The 16,296-nt window shown below is 73.7% G+C and carries 17 protein-coding genes; 13 read left to right on the top strand and 4 right to left on the bottom strand.

Features of this window, described 5'->3' with window-relative positions; genetic code table 11:
* Window positions 1–478: YdcF family protein (locus AB0E96_RS26055; protein WP_359827780.1), on the top strand; the 478-nt coding region annotated here is incomplete at its 5' end.
* Window positions 479–604: 126 nt separating this feature from the next.
* Here the strand turns inward: AB0E96_RS26055 and AB0E96_RS26050 are convergent.
* Window positions 605–2,827: an NADP-dependent isocitrate dehydrogenase gene (locus AB0E96_RS26050; protein WP_359827778.1), complete on the bottom strand. Its 2,223-nt coding sequence runs from the start codon at window positions 2,825–2,827 to the stop codon at window positions 605–607.
* A gap of 424 nt (window positions 2,828–3,251) precedes the next feature.
* On the opposite strand from AB0E96_RS26050, the gene AB0E96_RS26045 reads away from it, so the two are divergent.
* Together AB0E96_RS26045 and AB0E96_RS26040 are read left to right on the top strand one after the other, a co-directional pair.
* Window positions 3,252–3,572 carry an SAV_915 family protein gene (locus tag AB0E96_RS26045; RefSeq protein ID WP_359827777.1) on the top strand — a complete coding sequence of 107 codons (321 nt, stop codon included), beginning with the start codon at window positions 3,252–3,254 and terminating at the stop codon, window positions 3,570–3,572.
* Window positions 3,569–3,895: a hypothetical protein gene (locus AB0E96_RS26040; RefSeq protein WP_359827776.1), complete on the top strand. Its 327-nt coding sequence runs from the start codon at window positions 3,569–3,571 to the stop codon at window positions 3,893–3,895. The genes AB0E96_RS26045 and AB0E96_RS26040 overlap by 4 nt, the downstream gene beginning before the upstream one ends.
* Before the next feature lie 53 nt (window positions 3,896–3,948).
* On the opposite strand, the gene AB0E96_RS26035 is transcribed toward AB0E96_RS26040, so the two are convergent.
* Together AB0E96_RS26035 and AB0E96_RS26030 are read right to left on the bottom strand one after the other, a co-directional pair.
* Complete coding sequence (locus tag AB0E96_RS26035) at window positions 3,949–4,212, bottom strand: hypothetical protein (protein WP_359827774.1); 264 nt, start codon at window positions 4,210–4,212, stop codon at window positions 3,949–3,951.
* A gap of 82 nt (window positions 4,213–4,294) precedes the next feature.
* The gene (locus AB0E96_RS26030) at window positions 4,295–5,185 is read right to left on the bottom strand and encodes a DMT family transporter (RefSeq protein ID WP_359827773.1); all 891 of its coding nucleotides are present in this window, start codon (window positions 5,183–5,185) and stop codon (window positions 4,295–4,297) included.
* Window positions 5,186–5,467: 282 nt separating this feature from the next.
* Here AB0E96_RS26030 and AB0E96_RS26025 point away from each other — a divergent pair, with 282 nt between their 5' ends.
* Window positions 5,468–6,388, top strand: coding sequence for a serine/threonine dehydratase (locus AB0E96_RS26025; RefSeq protein ID WP_359827771.1), 921 nt, complete (start codon window positions 5,468–5,470; stop codon window positions 6,386–6,388).
* A gap of 267 nt (window positions 6,389–6,655) precedes the next feature.
* Window positions 6,656–8,317 (top strand): APC family permease, encoded by a 1,662-nt coding sequence (locus tag AB0E96_RS26020; RefSeq protein ID WP_359827770.1) that lies wholly within the window; start codon window positions 6,656–6,658, stop codon window positions 8,315–8,317.
* A gap of 96 nt (window positions 8,318–8,413) precedes the next feature.
* On the opposite strand, the gene AB0E96_RS26015 is transcribed toward AB0E96_RS26020, so the two are convergent.
* Window positions 8,414–10,039, bottom strand: a complete 1,626-nt coding sequence (locus AB0E96_RS26015; RefSeq protein WP_359827768.1) for an FAD-dependent monooxygenase — start codon at window positions 10,037–10,039, stop codon at window positions 8,414–8,416.
* Window positions 10,040–10,343: 304 nt separating this feature from the next.
* Between AB0E96_RS26015 and AB0E96_RS26010 the strand changes: the two genes are divergently transcribed.
* The 8 genes from AB0E96_RS26010 to AB0E96_RS25975 all read left to right on the top strand — a co-directional run.
* The gene (locus tag AB0E96_RS26010; RefSeq protein WP_359827767.1) at window positions 10,344–11,519 is read left to right on the top strand and encodes a SchA/CurD-like domain-containing protein; all 1,176 of its coding nucleotides are present in this window, start codon (window positions 10,344–10,346) and stop codon (window positions 11,517–11,519) included.
* A gap of 28 nt (window positions 11,520–11,547) precedes the next feature.
* Window positions 11,548–11,973 (top strand): cupin domain-containing protein, encoded by a 426-nt coding sequence (locus AB0E96_RS26005; RefSeq protein WP_359827766.1) that lies wholly within the window; start codon window positions 11,548–11,550, stop codon window positions 11,971–11,973.
* Window positions 11,970–13,226, top strand: coding sequence for a beta-ketoacyl-[acyl-carrier-protein] synthase family protein (locus AB0E96_RS26000; protein ID WP_359827764.1), 1,257 nt, complete (start codon window positions 11,970–11,972; stop codon window positions 13,224–13,226). The genes AB0E96_RS26005 and AB0E96_RS26000 overlap by 4 nt, the downstream gene beginning before the upstream one ends.
* 5 nt (window positions 13,227–13,231) lie before the next feature.
* Complete coding sequence (locus AB0E96_RS25995) at window positions 13,232–14,470, top strand: beta-ketoacyl synthase N-terminal-like domain-containing protein (protein ID WP_359827763.1); 1,239 nt, start codon at window positions 13,232–13,234, stop codon at window positions 14,468–14,470.
* Window positions 14,471–14,502: 32 nt separating this feature from the next.
* Complete coding sequence (locus AB0E96_RS25990; RefSeq protein ID WP_359827761.1) at window positions 14,503–14,763, top strand: acyl carrier protein; 261 nt, start codon at window positions 14,503–14,505, stop codon at window positions 14,761–14,763.
* A 1-nt stretch (window position 14,764) separates the two neighbouring features.
* Window positions 14,765–15,220, top strand: a complete 456-nt coding sequence (locus AB0E96_RS25985) for an SRPBCC family protein (protein ID WP_359827760.1) — start codon at window positions 14,765–14,767, stop codon at window positions 15,218–15,220.
* Window positions 15,217–15,546 (top strand): TcmI family type II polyketide cyclase, encoded by a 330-nt coding sequence (locus AB0E96_RS25980; RefSeq protein ID WP_359827759.1) that lies wholly within the window; start codon window positions 15,217–15,219, stop codon window positions 15,544–15,546. Before AB0E96_RS25985 ends, AB0E96_RS25980 begins: the two co-directional genes overlap by 4 nt.
* Window positions 15,547–15,828: 282 nt before the next feature.
* On the top strand, window positions 15,829–16,296 hold a 468-nt coding region (locus AB0E96_RS25975), incomplete at its 3' end, for a hypothetical protein (RefSeq protein WP_359827757.1).

Genomic DNA, 16,296 nt, shown 5'->3' with positions numbered 1-16,296 from the left:
AATGACCACCGCCGGAGTGCAGTGCGCCCTGGTACACGGCACCTCGGGAGACCGTGCAGCCCTCGACCGGCAGCTCCTCGATCGCCTCGTTCGCGCCGCCGAGGAGGCCGCCGGGTACGCCCCGCTGGTCCTGGTGACCGGCGGGAAGGGCCCGCACGAGGAGTGCACCGAGGCCGCCGCGATGGCCCGCTACCTGGTCGACCGGGGCGTTCCGGCCGAGCGGATCCGACGCGAGGAGCGGGCCGTGAACACCGCCGAGAACCTGCGCTTCAGCGCCGCCCTGATGGCCGCCGAGCGCCCCGGCTACCGCTGCACGGTGGTCACCAACGGCTTCCACACCGTCCGCTCCGCCCTGGCCGCCCGCCGGGCCGGCGCCCCCGCCGCCGTGCTCGGCGCGGACGGCCCGCTGGCCCACGGCCCGTACCTCCTGCTGCGCGAGGCCGTCGGCACCGCCCTCGCCCTGCTCGGCCGCGCCTGAGCGCCCGGACCTCAGGATCCGGGCCGGGCAGGATCCGCACGCCGGGCGGGATCCGGGCCCGGGCAGCCCGGAGGCCCCGGGTCCGTTTCCGGACCCGGGGCCTCCGTCAGCTCAGCTCGACCGGTTTCAGCCGAGGTTGGCGAGCGCCTCGTTGAAGGTCTTCGACGGGCGCATCACGGCCGCGGCCTTGGCCGGGTCGGGCTGGTAGTAGCCACCGAGGTCGACCGGCGAGCCCTGGACGGCGATCAGCTCGTCGACGATGGTCGACTCCTGCTCGCTCAGCGTGGCGGCCAGGCCGGCGAAGGCCTGGGCCAGCTCGGCGTCGGCGGTCTGCGCGGCCAGCTCCTGGGCCCAGTACATGGCCAGGTAGAAGTGGCTGCCGCGGTTGTCGATGCCACCGAGGCGGCGGCTCGGCGACTTGTCCTCGTTGAGGAAGGTGCCGGTGGCGCGGTCCAGGGTGTCGGCCAGCACCTGGGCGCGGGCGTTGTCGGTGGTGCCGGCCAGGTGCTCGAAGCTGGCGGCCAGCGCGAAGAACTCACCCAGGCTGTCCCAGCGCAGGTAGTTCTCCTTGACGAGCTGCTGGACGTGCTTCGGGGCGGAGCCGCCGGCGCCGGTCTCGAACAGGCCGCCGCCCGCCATCAGCGGGACGACCGACAGCATCTTGGCGCTGGTGCCCAGCTCCAGGATCGGGAACAGGTCGGTCAGGTAGTCGCGCAGCACGTTGCCGGTCACCGAGATGGTGTCCTCGCCGCGACGGATGCGCTCCAGCGAGAACGTGGTGGCCTCGACCGGGGACATGATCTCGATCTGCAGGCCGGTGGTGTCGTGCTCCGGCAGGTACTGCTTGACCTTCTCGATCAGCACCGCGTCGTGGGCACGGTTCTCGTCGAGCCAGAACACGGCCGGGACGCCGGTGGCGCGGGCGCGGGTGACGGCCAGCTTGACCCAGTCCTGGATCGGCAGGTCCTTGGTCTGGCAGGCACGGAAGATGTCGCCCGGCTGGACGGCCTGCTCCAGCACCACGTTGCCCTCGGCGTCGACCAGGCGGACGGTGCCCGCGGCGGCGATCTCGAAGGTCTTGTCGTGCGAGCCGTACTCCTCGGCCTTCTGGGCCATCAGACCGACGTTCGGCACGGAGCCGATGGTCGCCGGGTCGAGGGCGCCGTGGGCGCGGCAGTCGTCGATGACGGCCTGGTACACGCCGGAGTAGCTGCTGTCCGGCAGCACGGCGAGGGTGTCGGCCTCCTTGCCGTCCGGGCCCCACATGTGGCCGGAGGTGCGGATCATGGCCGGCATCGAGGCGTCGACGATGACGTCGCTCGGCACGTGCAGGTTGGTGATGCCCTTGTCGGAGTCGACCATGGCCAGGGCCGGGCCCTCGGCCAGCTCGGCCTCGAAGGAGGCCTTGATCTCGGCACCCAGGTGCGGCACGTTGTCGAGGCCGGCCAGGATGCCGCCGAGGCCGTTGTTCGGGTTCAGGCCGGCGGCGACCAGCACCTCGCCGTACTTGGCGAAGGTCTTCGGGAAGAAGGCGCGGACCACGTGGCCGAAGATGATCGGGTCGGAGACCTTCATCATGGTGGCCTTGAGGTGCACCGAGAACAGCACGCCCTCGGCCTTGGCGCGGGCGACCTGCGCGGCCAGGAACTCGTTCAGGGCGGCGGCCCGCATCACCGAGGCGTCGACGACCTCGCCGGCCAGCACCGGCACCTTGTCGCGCAGCACGGTGGTGGTGCCGTCCTCGCCGAGCAGCTCGATGCGCAGCGCACCGTCGGCGGCGACCACGGCGGACTTCTCGGTGGACCGGAAGTCGTTCTCGCCCATGGTGGCGACGTTGGTCTTGGAGTCGGCCGTCCAGGCACCCATGCGGTGCGGGTGGGTCTTGGCGTAGTTCTTGACCGACTGCGGGGCACGGCGGTCCGAGTTGCCCTCGCGCAGGACCGGGTTGACGGCGCTGCCCTTGATCTTGTCGTAGCGGGCGCGGACGTCCTTGTCCTCGTCGGTCTGCGGGTCGTCCGGGTAGTCCGGCAGGGCGTAGCCCTGGGCCTGCAGCTCCGCGACGGCGGCCTTCAGCTGCGGCACCGAGGCCGAGACGTTCGGCAGCTTGATGATGTTGGCGCTCGGGGTCTTGGCCAGCTCACCCAGCTCGGCCAGGGCGTCGCCGATCCGCTGCGCCTCGGTCAGACGCTCCGGAAAGCTCGCGATGATCCGCCCGGCCAGGGAGATGTCGCGGGTCTCCACCCGCACACCCGCGGTCGAGGCGTAGGCCTGGACCACCGGCAGGAACGAGTAGGTCGCCAGGGCCGGAGCCTCGTCGGTGTGCGTATAGATGATGGTCGAGTCAGTCATCGGTACTCCGCTTCACGTCTCCAACGTCTTGACGTCAAGATATCTCGTCACGGGCCTCCCGCTCCACCTCCCCCCGTCTTCGGGCGCGCTCCGGTCCGCCCGGAGGACGCCGGGGCCCTCCCCGCGGGGCGCTCCGGCGGCCGCGGCGCGGCCGCGAAGGGGGCTCGGCCGGGGTGGTCCGAGCACGCCGGCGGGGGTGGCGACGAGGGGACGCACTCCACGGTCGTCCGGGTCGGGGCCCGGGGCAAGCGGAGCGCTCGACCGGTGGTTTAGTCCACTCGGGTGAGTCGGACGTCAGGAGTGCGTCAACGCACGACCTCATTCGGTCAACGGCGCGTCAGGACCGGCGATGCCCGGGCCGGGCCGTCCTAGCGTCGGGGAAGTAGTTCCGGCAGGCACCACCACTCCACCCGGGAGCATCCGCATGGCCCGCGTCGTCTGGCACGTTCCGGTCACCACCTCCGGCACCGGAAGCACCACCGCACTCCGCCTGTTCCGTCTGCGCGACGGCCGCCGCTGCGCGGTCGGATTCTCCAGCCCCGAGGCCCTCGCCGCCCTGCTCGGGCCCGACCAGGCCCACACCGAGCTCGGCGAGGCCGCGCTCCGCGACCTCACCGCCCCGCTCGGGATCGACACCCTGGTGCTGGACCCGCGTCTGGTCGCCCCCGCCGTCACCGCTCCGGCCGGCGCCACCCCGGCCGCACCGCCCGCCCCGAACCCGACCGCCCAGCTCCAGCACCGGTGACCGCCCCGCTACAGCTGGTCCCGGACGATCCGGCCCCGACGGGCCGGGCCCGGCCCGCCCGGGACCTGCACGCGATCGCCCGGATCAGCCACGGCCCGGTCCCGCTCGACTTCGACCGCCTCGCGGCGGAGTTCCCGGCCGTGCAGGGCGGCCTGTGCCTGGCCGGCGAGGCCGATCTCGAACTGCGTCTCGCCTGCACCGGCCCCGAGGAGTTGCGGACGATCGCCGCCGCCCTGCACCGCGCGGGCGCCGCCAGGGTCCACATCGACCTCGTCCTGCGCTCCCTCACCCCGGCGCCGGTCGTCCTGCGGCCGGTGCCGTGACCGGCGCCGGCCGCTGAACCCCGCGCCCCGCTCCCGGTCCGGGAGCGGGGCGCTCAGTCCTCCTCCCCGGGCCGGGGGTTCGGGTTGACCGCCTGGCCGTCGATGGGCTGGCCCCAGACGTCGTCCCCGGCCGCGTCGACGCAGTAGCCGCTGCCCTCCACGTGCCCGCCCGCGCTCCGGCACTGGCCGGCGGTGACGTCCCGGCGCCCGGTCGCCGCGGCCGCACCGGCGGTGGCGAGCACGGCCCCGGCGGCGGTGACGAGCAGGAGGACGGAGGCGGTCGCGGCGGCCACCCGGGCCCGGAGTGAGCTGTTCATGCGGACCACCCCAGCACGCCGCCGGGCCCCCGGCGACCACAGGACGCCCGCCCGGGTGGCCACCGCGGCGCGCCGGCCCGCGCTACTCGCGCGCCAGCGCCCCGATGGCCGCGAGCAGCAGCGCCGAGCCCGCCAGCAGGCCCGCCGTCAGCGGCTCGCCGAGGAGCAGCACGCCGATCACCGCCGCGGTCGCGGGCTCCAGCAGGACCAGCACCGCGGCCGTCGCGCCGGGCACGGCGGTCAGGCCGGTGAAGTACCAGCGGTAGGCGAACAGGGTGGGCACCGTACCGAGGAAGAGCAGGGACACCGCGGTCACCACCGGGTCCCCGCCCACCGGCAGAACGCCCTGGAGGCCCTGGACGGCCGCGAGCGGGAGCAGGCAGAGCAGCCCAGTGGTGAAGGCGCCGGCGCCGGCCCGCGCCGAACCGCCGCCCCGGGCCCAGAGGGTGAGGCCGCTCTGGCCGGCACCCGCGAGGACGGCCAGCGCGATGCCGAGGGCCGGGCGCGGGCCCGCCGCCGGGGCGGCCGCCAGCAGGGCCAGACCGGCCAGGGCCAGGGCCACCGCGGCCGCCGAGCGGCGGGTCAGGCGCTCGCCGAGCAGCAGGTGGGCGCCGAGGCTGGTGAACACCGGGCCGGCGCCGATGGTGATCAGGGTGCCGAGCCCGAGCCCCGCGCAGCGCACGGAGGCGAAGTAGGCGCACTGGCTGACCGCCAGGCCGAGCCCGGTCAGCACGGCGGCGCGCCACCGGGCGGCGCCCCGGGCCGTGCGCGGGGCGGGGCGCCGCCCGCGGGTCGGCAGCAGGGCCAGGCAGAGCGCGGCGACGCCGAAGCGCCAGCAGGAGACGCCCGCCGGGCCGAGCCCGCCGGTGCGCATCAGCAGCGCGGACACGGCGCCGCCCACGCCCCAGGCGACGGCGGCGGCGGAGATGGACAGGAGGCCGCGCCGGAAGGGCACGGCGGCGTACGAGGTCATGCGTCGGTACTCCACGATGAGTTGCCGGTACTGGTCCGCTGGGGTCGCGGGCGGCAGTCATCGCCCCGGCTGCGGGCAGGTCCCGTCGGGCCGGAGTGGGTGGAGGGGGCCGCCCGCTAGCGGGCCGGCGGCGGAAGGATCACGTGACGCACGGGGCCAGCCTACGCGCCCCGCCGTCCCCGTTCGCGATCTTTCCCCCACCCCGGGCGGGGCCGTAGCGTCACTCGGGCCGGGGTTCCCGGCGCAGCGCACCCCTCGACGAGGACGAAGGAGCGGAACGCGATGGACCAGCTGACGTACGACGAGGTCGAGGCCGCCGAGAAGCGGATCGCCGGGCGGGTGCGCCCGGTCGCGGTGGCGCCGGGGGACGGTGGCGGGCGGGCCTGGCTGGCGCTGGAGTTCCTCCAGCACACCGGCAGCTTCAAGGCGCGCGGCGCGCAGAACTTCCTGCTCGCCCACGCCGCGGCGGGCACCCTCCCGGACGCCGGGGTGACCATCGCCTCCGGCGGCAACGCGGGCCTCGCCTGCGCCTGGGCGGCCCGTGAACTCGGTGTCCGGGCAACGGTGTTCCTGCCCCGGACGGCTTCCCCGGTGAAGCTGGCGCGGCTGCGCTCGTACGGCGCCGAGGTGCGGCTGGCGGGCCGGGAGTACGCCGAGGCGCTGGCCGCCTGCGAGGAGTTCGCGGCCGGCAGCGGGGCGCTGTCCTCGCACGCGTACGACCACCCGCTGATCGCCGCCGGCGCCGGGACGGTCCTGGCGGAGCTGCGCGCCGCGGTGCCGGGGCTGGACACGGTGGTGGTGTCGGTGGGCGGCGGCGGGCTGTTCGCCGGGGTGGCGGTGGCGGCCCGGGAGCACGGTGTCCGGGTGCTCGCCGTGGAGCCGACGGGCAGCCGCGCGCTGAACGCCGCGTTGGAGGCGGGCCATCCGGTGGACGTGCCGGTCGACTCGGTCGCCCAGGACGCGCTCGGGGCCCGTCGCGCCACCGCCCTCGCCGTGGACGCCGCCGCGCACCCGGGCGTCCGCTCGGTGCTGGTCGACGACGAGGCGATCGTGCGCGCCCGCCGGCGGCTCTGGGAGGACCACCGGATCGCCGTCGAGTACGCGGCCGCCACCGCGTTCGCCGCCCTCGACCGGGCCGAGGGCGAGCGCGTCGCCGTGCTGCTCTGCGGGGCCAACACCGACCCGTCCGATCTGGTGGACTGACGCCGCTTCGCTGTACGGAGGTCACTATTCCCATCACCGAATGAACCGCCTATGATGCGCCCCCACACGGCTCGGCCGGAATTCCCGGGAAATCGATCGAATACGTAAGAGACCGAACGCGATCACACCCCCTACCTGCAAGGATGTCCCGAAAAGAATGTAAACATTCAGTAATGAAATCTGTGCAGAGGGCACCGAAAAGTCCTAGTGTGTGGCAACTCTCATCGCTCCGAGCACCCGGAGCCCCCACCCACAGAGAGATCTTTCATGGCTTCCCTCAACCAGATCTCGCCGCCCGACCAAGGCACCGGCTCCGAATCCGGGACCACCCACCGGTCGCTGCGCCGACACGTCGGCCTCATCGGCCTCATGTGGGCCTCGGTCGGCTCGATCATCGGCTCCGGCTGGCTCTTCGGCGCCAAGGAGGGCGTGATGGCGGCCGGCCCGGCCGCCGTCCTGTCCTGGGGCATCGGTACGGTCGCGATCGTGCTGCTCGCGCTCGTGCACGCCGAGCTCGGCAGCATGTTCCCGGTCTCGGGCGGCACCGCGCGCTACCCGCACTACGCCTTCGGCGGCCTGGCCGGCATGTCCTTCGGCTGGTTCTCCTGGCTCCAGGCGGCCACCGTCGCGCCGATCGAGGTCGAGGCGATGATCGGCTACGCCCGGCACTGGTCCTGGGCGGGCGGCCTGCTCAACGACAACAACACCCTCACCGCCAGCGGCTTCGCTGTCTCCACGGTGCTCATGGCGGTGTTCGTCGCGGTGAACTTCCTCGGTGTGCGCGTCCTGGCCCGCACCAACAACATCGCCACCTGGCTGAAGATCTTCGTCCCGCTGCTCACCATCTTCGTTCTGGCCGTGACCAACTTCCACGGCTCCAACTTCACCTCGCACGGCTTCGCGCCGTTCGGCGCCCCGGGCGTGCTCGCGGCGATCAGCACCAGCGGCATCATCTTCGCCCTGCTCGGCTTCGAGCAGGCCATCCAGCTCGCCGGTGAGAGCCGCAACCCCAAGCGCGACATCCCCCGCGCCGTGCTGGGTTCGGTCGTCATCGGCAGCCTGATCTACACCCTGCTCCAGGTCGTCTTCATCGGCGCGCTGCCCGTCAGCGCCTTCGCCAACGGCTGGGACAAGCTCGACTTCCCCGGCATCGACGGCCCCTTCGCGGGTCTCGCCACCGTGATCGGCCTCGGCTGGCTGGCCTGGGTGCTCTACATGGACGCCGTGATCTCCCCCGGCGGCAGCGGCCTGATCTACACCACCTCGACCTCGCGCATCTCCTACGGCCTGAGCCGCAACGGCTACGCCCCCCAGCGCTTCGAGGAGCTCGACAAGAACGGCGTGCCGTGGTTCGGCCTGGTGATCGCCTTCGTCACCGGCGTGATCTGCTTCCTGCCGTTCCCGAGCTGGCAGGAGCTGGTCGGCTTCATCACCTCCGCCAGCGTGCTGATGTACGCCGGCGCCCCGCTGGCCTTCGGCGCGATGCGCCGCCGCCTGCCCGCGCACGAGCGCCCGTACCGGCTGCCGGCGGGCGAGCTGATCTCCCCGGCCGCGTTCGTGGTCTCCAGCCTGATCATCTACTGGTCCGGCTGGCACACCCTCTCGCGCCTGGGCATCGCGATCGTGCTCGGCTACCTCCTGCTCGGCAGCTACGCCGCGTACGCGATCAGGAAGGGGCTGCCGAACGCGCCCCGGCTGAGCTGGAAGTCCGCCCAGTGGCTGCCGCCCTACCTGGTGGGCCTGGGCCTGATCTCCTGGCAGGGCACCTTCGGCGACGGCACCGGCAACCTCCCGATGTGGTACGACATGGCCCTGGTCAGCGTGTTCTCGCTGGTCATCTACTACTGGGCGATCCGGGTCGCGCTGCCCGCCGAGGCGATCGAGCAGGAGATCTCCGACGTCGAGGTGGTCGACGAGGGCGGCCACTGACCGACCCCGGACAGACGGAAGGGCCCGCCGTGCGACCGGCGGGCCCTTCCGCGTCCGCGCCGAGGAGGGGAGGCGGCGGCGGGTGGGTCAGGTGGGTCAGAGGCCCAGGACCGTGCGCAGCACCGTGGTGAGCTCGGCCTGCGCGTCCTGCGCCGGACCGGTCGAGCGCCAGGCCACGAAGCCGTCCGGGCGGACCAGCACGGCGCCCCGGGGGCCGATGCCGTGCAGGGCGGCGAAGTCCGCACCGGGCTCCGGCGCCAGGTCGTCCTCGGCGCCGTCGCCGATCCGGAAGCCGTCCAGCGGGACGGCCAGCCGGTCGGCCGCGCGCCGGGCACCCGCCTGCCAGTCGCCGCCCTCGGGACCGGTGAGCAGCACCATCGCCTGCTCGTAGAGGTCCAGCGTGGACAGCCGCACCCCCGCCCGCAGCAGCCACTGGTGCGGGGCCCGGCTGCCCGGCTCGCCCGCCGACTCGAACTGCTCGGGGACCACCGGCCCGGTCCGGTCCGCGCCGACCACCGCGCCCACCGGGTAGCGGTAGCCGAGCGCCACGGCCAGCACCCCGGCCTGCCGGCCGACGCCCGGCACCACCGCGTAGCCGGGGTGGCTGTGCTCGGCGGAACGCGCCGAGGCCCGCTCGCCGGTCACCTGCGCGACCGGGCGGCGCTCCTGCCCGTACGTCTCCAGCAGCCTCGGCCCGGCCCAGCCGCACAGCACGGCGGCGATCTTCCACGCCAGGTTGTGGGCGTCCTGGATGCCGGTGTTGGAGCCGAACGCGCCGGTCGGCGACATCTCGTGGGCGGAGTCCCCGGCGAGGAAGACCCGCCCGGAGCCGTACCGCTCGGCCACCCGCTCGGCGGCGTGCCAGGGCGCGCGGCCGGTGACCTCGACGTCCAGCTCCGGCATGCCGACGGCGGTGCGGATGTGCCGCTCGCAGCGCTCGTCGGTGAACGCCTCCAGGGGCTCGCCGTGCTCGGGGTGCCAGGGCGCGTGGAAGACCCACTCCTCCTGGTTGTCGACCGGCAGCAGCGCGCCGTCCGCCTCCGGGTTGGTCAGGTAGCAGGCGATGAAGTGGCGGTCGCCGACCACCTCGGCCAGCCGCTTCGCCCGGAACGTGATGCTGACGTTGTGGAACAGCTCGCCCTTGCCGGACTGGCCGATGCCCAGCCGCTCGCGGACCGGGCTGCGCGGACCGTCCGCGGCGATCAGGAACTCCGAGCGCACCACCCGACGCTCGCCGGTCTCCCGGCTGCGCAGCACCGAGGTGACGCCGTCCGCGTCCTGCTCGAAGGAGACCAGCTCGGTACCGAACCGCAGGTCGCCGCCGAGCTCACGGGCCGCCCGCAGCAGCACCGGTTCCAGGTCGTTCTGGCTGCACAGGCACCAGGCGCTGGGGCTGAACCGGGCCAGCCGGCCGCCCGGGTCGATCTCACGGAACAGCCACTCCTGCTCGGCGCCGGTCAGCGAGGGCGCCTGGAGGATGCCGTGGTTGGGGGCCAGGATCGAGGCGGCCTCGCGGATCGCCGGCTCGATCCCGGCCACCCGGTACAGCTCCATGGTGCGGATGTTGTTGCCCCGCCCCCGCGGGTGCCGGGAGGTGTCGGCGTGCTTCTCCACCAGCAGGTGCCCGACCCCGAGCCGCCCCAGGAAGAGTGCGGCCGACAGCCCGACCAGCGAGCCGCCCACGATCAGGACCGGCACCCGGTCGTCAACCTTCGGATTCATCAATTGCTCCGCCCTGTCAGGGGATTCCGCGGCCCGGCGACTGGGCCCGGCACCGCCCTCGACGGACCCGCTCGACCGGGGGCCCCGCTCTTCCATCCCCCGCCGGACGGGGCCCGTGCCGCCCCTTCGCCCGGATGGCCCGCAAATCTCGCGCCGCGCCCGGTGCGCCGCCCACGATCGACCTCAGGCCTGGCGCCGACGTGCCCGGCCGTACCGCCGCCGCACCGCCCTCCCAGGCCGGGCAGCACCCGCCGGGCACGGCCGACACGGCCCGCAGCGTGCGGCCCAGAGCAGAAAGTGGATCATGACAACTCTGTCCGAACCCCAGCCGAAGCAACAGGACGAGGCCGACACCCGGCTGCGGGTGGTGCTGATGCTGGAGATCCAGGACGGCGCCCAACAGCGCTTCCTCGACGTGTACGAGCAACTGCGCCACCAGGTGGCCTCGGTTCCCGGCCACGTCAGCGACCAGCTGTGCCAGTCCATCAACGACCCCCGCCAGTGGCTGATCACCAGCGAGTGGAAGGACCAGGAGACCTTCCTGGAGTGGGTGGACAGCCCGGCCCACCGGGAGATGGTCAAGCCGATGCACGGCTGCGTAAGCGACAACTTCCGCTCGCTGCGCTACGCCGTGCTGCGCGAGACCTCGGCGGCCGGCTCCACCGGCACCCGGGCCCCGATGGAGGTGCCGCCCGGGCTGCCGCGCACCGCGCCCGCCGGGCACGTCGGCCCGCCCAAGGCCGAACCGGGCCCGGACGGGGTGGTCCGCCACGCGCTGACCTTCACCGTCAAGCCCGGCAGCGAGCCCGAGGTGGCCCGCATCCTGGCCGGCTACGCCTCCCCGCGGGCCGAGGTGGACGAGCACACCCGGCTGCGCCGCACCTCGCTGTTCATGCTCGGCAACCGGGTGGTCCGGGCCGTCGAGGTGGTCGGCAACCTCGGCGACGCGCTGCGCCACGTGGCGATGCAGCCCGAGGTGCGGGCCGTCGAGGAGGCGCTCAACCCGCACCTGGAGGAGGCCCGGCAACTGGGCGACCCGCAGGCCGCCCGGGCGTTCTTCGCCAGGGCGGCGCTGCCCGCCCGGCACCAGGCGATCGCCAGCTCCCCCGCCTCCGCCCGGCTGCACCGGCACGCCGTGCTCTACCCGGTCCGTCCGGGCGGCGGGCAGGACGTGGCCGAGCTGCTGGCCGAACACGACAACCTGGCCACCGCCGACCCGACCGGGCCGGTCGCGGCGGCCACCGTCTTCCACCGCGAGGACGTGGTGGTGCGCCTGGTCGACCTGCGGGTGCCCGCCGAGGCCGACCCGGCGGCCGCCCTCGGAGTGGCCGACGACCGGCGGGCCGCCGCGCTCGCCGGACTGCTCGACCTCGGCCCGCACGGCGACCTGCGCACCGTCGCCGGGCTCGGCGCCTTCCTCGCCGCCCGCGCCATGAACCCGGTCACCGACCGCAAGTCCGCCGACCCGATCAACAACTGACGGTCCGTCACATCACGGGAGATCCTCCATGACCACGCAGCCCCCAAGGATCGTCAGCGTCCACGAGGCACCGGAGAACCGCCGCCACGGCGCCGAGCTGCGCACCATGCTCACCCCGACGAGCTGCGGCGCCACCAGCGGCTTCATGGGGCTGGCGATCGTCAAGCCCGGCGAGCGGATCGGCGAGCACTACCACCCGTACTCCGAGGAGTTCGTGTTCGTCGTCTGCGGCGACCTGGAGGTGGACCTGGACGGGAAGCCCCATCCGCTCAAGCCGGACCAGGGCCTGATGATCCCGATCAACATGCGCCACCGCTTCCGCAACGTCGGCGACACCGAGGCCCGGATGGTCTTCCACCTCGGACCGCTCGCCCCGCGCCCCGACCTCGGCCACGTGAGCACCGAGGGGACCGCGGCGGCCGGTCCGCCGGAACACGCCAAGGTGGGCTCGTGACCCGGCGCGTCGCCGTCACCGGGATCGGTGTGGTCGCACCCGGCGGAGTCGGCGTCCCGGCGTTCTGGGACCTCCTGACGTCCGGCCGCACCGCGACCCGGGGCATCACGCTCTTCGACCCCGCCGGGTTCCGCTCCCGGATCGCCGCCGAGGTCGACTTCGACCCGGCGGCCCACGGACTGAGCCCGGAGGACGTCCGACGGGCCGACCGCTACGTGCAGTTCGCGATGGTCGCGGCCGACGAGGCGATCGCCGACGCCGGCCTGGACCTGGCCGCCGAGGACCCGTGGCGGATCGCCGTCTCGCTCGGCACCGCCGTCGGCGGCACCACCCGACTGGAGCACGACTACGCCCTGGTGAGCGCGGCCGGCGCCCGCTGGGACGTGGACCACCGGCAGGCCGAGCCGCAGCTGCACCGGGCGTTCGCACCCAGCACCCTGGCCTCCGCGGTGGCCGAACGGACCGGCGCGCACGGCCCGGTGCAGACCGTCTCCACCGGCTGCACCTCCGGCCTGGACGCGATCGGCTACGGCTTCCAGGCCGTCGAGGAGGGACGCGCCGACATCTGCGTCGCCGGCGCCTCCGACTCCCCGATCTCGCCGATCACCGTCGCCTGCTTCGACGCCATCAAGGCCACCAGCGAGCGCAACGACGACCCTCGGCACGCCTCCCGCCCCTTCGACGCCGACCGCGACGGCTTCGTGCTCGGCGAGGGCGGCGCCGTCCTGGTACTGGAGGAACTGGAGCACGCCCGCCGCCGCGGCGCCCGGATCTACGGCGAGATCGGCGGCTTCGCCACCTTCGGCAACGCCTACCACATGACCGGCCTCACCAAGGAGGGGTTGGAGATGTCCCGGGCGATCGACCACGCGCTCGTCCACGCCCGGGTGGACCGCACCGACGTGGACTACGTCAACGCGCACGGCTCGGGCACCAAGCAGAACGACCGGCACGAGACCGCCGCGGTCAAGCGCTCGCTGGGCGCGCACGCCTTCAAGACCCCGATGAGCTCGATCAAGTCGATGGTCGGGCACTCGCTCGGCGCCATCGGCGCCATCGAGGTCGTCGCCTGCACCCTGGCGCTCGCCCACGGCGTCGTGCCGCCGACCGCCAACTACGAGACTCCGGACCCGGAGTGCGACCTCGACTACGTGCCGCGCACCGCGCGTGAGCTGCCGCTGAGCCACATCCTGTCGGTCGGCAGCGGATTCGGCGGATTCCAGTCCGCCGTCGTGCTCAACAGAACGGGGTGAGTTCCATGACGTCACGTCAGCAGGGCCGCCGGGCGGTGGTCACCGGCCTCGGCGTGGTGGCGCCGAACGGTGTCGGGGCCGACGCCTTCTGGAAGGCCACCAGGCAGGGCGTGAGCGTCCTCGACCGGATATCCCGCGAAGGCTGCACCGGGCTTCCGCTCCGGATCGCGGGCCAGGTGAACGGGTTCGATCCGCAGTCCGCGATCGACAACCGCTTCCTGGTGCAGACCGACCGCTTCACCCACTACGCGATGGCCGCCGCCGACCTGGCGGTGGCGGACGCCGGGTTCCGGCCGGACCCGGAACAGCCCTTCGCGGTCGGCGTGGTGACCGCGGCCGGCTCCGGCGGCGGCGAGTTCGGCCAGCGCGAGCTCCAGCAACTCTGGGGCCAGGGGCCGAGGTTCGTCGGCCCGTACCAGTCCATCGCCTGGTTCTACGCGGCCAGCACCGGCCAGATCTCGATCCGCGGCGGCTACAAGGGCCCCTGCGGGGTGGTCGCCAGCGACGAGGCCGGCGGGCTGGACGCCCTCGCGCACGCCGCCCGGGCCATCGAGCGCGGCACCGACGCGGTGGTGGTCGGCGCCGCCGAGGCCCCGCTGGCGCCGTACTCGATGGTCTGCCAACTCGGCTACCCCGAGCTGAGCCTGGCCGAGGAGGCCGAGCGGGCGTACCTGCCGTTCACCGAGCAGGCCTGCGGCTTCTCCCCCGCCGAGGGCGGCGCGATGCTGCTGCTGGAGGACGAACAGGCGGCCCACCTGCGCGGCGCCCGGGTCCGGGCCCGGCTGGCCGGCCACGGCGCCACCTTCACCGGGGCGTCCCGCTGGGCGGAGTCCCGGGAGGGGCTGGCGGCCGCGATCCGGATCGCGCTGGACGAGGCCCGCATCGCGCCCGAGGAGGTCGACGTGGTCTTCGCGGACGCCCTCGGGGTCCCGGCCGCCGACCGGGCGGAGGCCCTGGCGCTGGCCGACGCGCTCGGCCCGGCCGCCGAACGCGTCCCGGTCACCGCGCCCAAGACCGGTACGGGGCGGGCCTACTGCGGCGCCCCGATGCTCGACGTGACCGCGGCCGTGCTGGCCATGGAGGACGGCGTGCTGCCGCCCACCCCCAACGTCACCGAGGTCTGCCACGACCTCGCCCTGGTGACCGGCCGTGCCCGCCCGGCCGAACTGAACACCGCGCTGGTGCTCAGCCGCGGGCTGATGGGCTCCAACTCCGCGCTGGTGGTCCGGCGCGCCCAGCCCTGAACCACCCCGTCACACCATCGAAGGGAAACCCCGTGAGCAACACCCTCAGCTATCCGGAACTCGCCGAGCTGCTCCAGACCCGGGCCGGTGTCACCGTCGACCCGGGCGCGCTGGCGCAACCGGGCGCGGAGTTCGACACCTTCGGCATCGACTCGCTCGGGCTGCTCGGCGTGGTCGGCGAGCTGGAGAACCGGCACAACCTCAAGGTCACCTCGGGCGCCGAGTCGGCCAAGACCCCGGCCGAGTTCCTGGAGCTGGTCAACTCGTCCCTCGCCACGAAGGCCGGTGCCTGACATGCCCGGACACACCGACAACGAGATCGTCATCGCCGCGCCGCTCGACCTGGTCTGGGAGATGACCAACGATCTGGAGAACTGGCCGCAGCTGTTCAGCGAGTACGCCTCGGTGGAGGTGCTGGACCGGCAGGGCGAACTCGTCCGGTTCCGGCTCACCATGCACCCGGACGACAACGGCCAGGTGTGGAGCTGGGTCTCCGAGCGCGAGACCGACCGGGACGCGCTCGCGGTGCGCGCCCGCCGGGTCGAGCCCGGCCCGTTCGAGTTCATGGAGATCCGCTGGGAGTACGCGGAGGTTCCGGCCGGCACCAGGATGCGCTGGGTCCAGGACTTCGCGATGAAGCCGACCGCCCCGGTCGACGACGAGGGCATGACCGGCCACATCAACCGGAACTCGAAGGTCCAGATGCAGCTGATCCGGGAGAAGGTCGAGAAGCGGGCGGCGGAACTGTGACCGGCGCGCACCGGGCGCTGATCGTCGCCCGGATGAAGCCCGAGGCCGCACCGGACATCGCCGAGGTGTTCGCCGAGTCCGACCAGGGCGAGCTGCCGCACCTGATCGGTGTCACCGGCCGCAGCCTCTTCCAGTTCGGCGACGTCTACCTGCACCTGATCGAGGCCGACCGGCCGCCGGGCCCGGCCGTCGCCAAGGTCGTCGGACACCCGGAGTTCCGGACCGTCAGCGACCGGCTGACCGCCTTCGTGCAGGCCTACGACCCGGCCACCTGGCGGGAGCCGAAGGACGCGATGGCGCGGGAGTTCTACCGCTGGGACCGCTGACCCGGCGGCTCCCGATGGGCCCGCCCCCGGCCGTGCGCCGGGGGCGGGCCCACGCGCGTCCGACGGACGGTCCGTGAACGGGTTCACCCGGATCGACCGACCAACCGGGTGAACACTCCCGGGACTCCACCCGAAGGGCTCACCCTGCGCACCGGTGCTGCCACACTCCGGTGGCAGGCCGCCGCACGGTGGATGACGGTGGATCAGGCGCACCCACCGCGAGTCCCCTTGTCCGGCACCGTGTCGGCAGTCGCGGTCCCGTGCGCCGGAAGGATCAACCTCATGCGTTCTGCACGCACGCTGCTCGCCGGGGCGGCCGTCGCCGCCGCACTCACCGTCGGCACCCCCATGGCGTTCGCCGACGGAGCCGCCGACCAGGGCAAGAACCTGACCTGGCAGGAGAAGACCGAGAAGGCCTCCGACAACTCCGGCAGCTCCAAGGCCAACGACGACAGGAAGGGCGGTGCCGCCTCCGAGGAGCGCAAGGGCACCGACGAGCACAAGGGCACCGAGGACCACAAGGGCTCGGACGAGCACAAGGGCACCGACGAGCACAAGGGCGGCGAGGCCAAGGACGAGGACCACAAGACCCCGCACGGCGGCGTGCACACCGGCGGCGGCGGCCTGGCGCTGTCCGGCGGCGGCCTCGCCTCCGGCGCGGTGCTGCTGCTCGGCGGCCTCGGGAACTGCCGCTTCGTCACCACCGATCTCGCCCGCCGGGCGGACGGCTCCGGCTGGCGGGTGGTCGAG

The sequence above is a fragment of the Kitasatospora sp. NPDC036755 genome (genome assembly GCF_040636595.1).
In the GTDB taxonomy this organism is placed as follows: domain Bacteria; phylum Actinomycetota; class Actinomycetes; order Streptomycetales; family Streptomycetaceae; genus Kitasatospora.
Note: the sequence above shows the minus strand (reverse complement) of the source record. Positions and strands in the feature narration are given on the sequence as shown.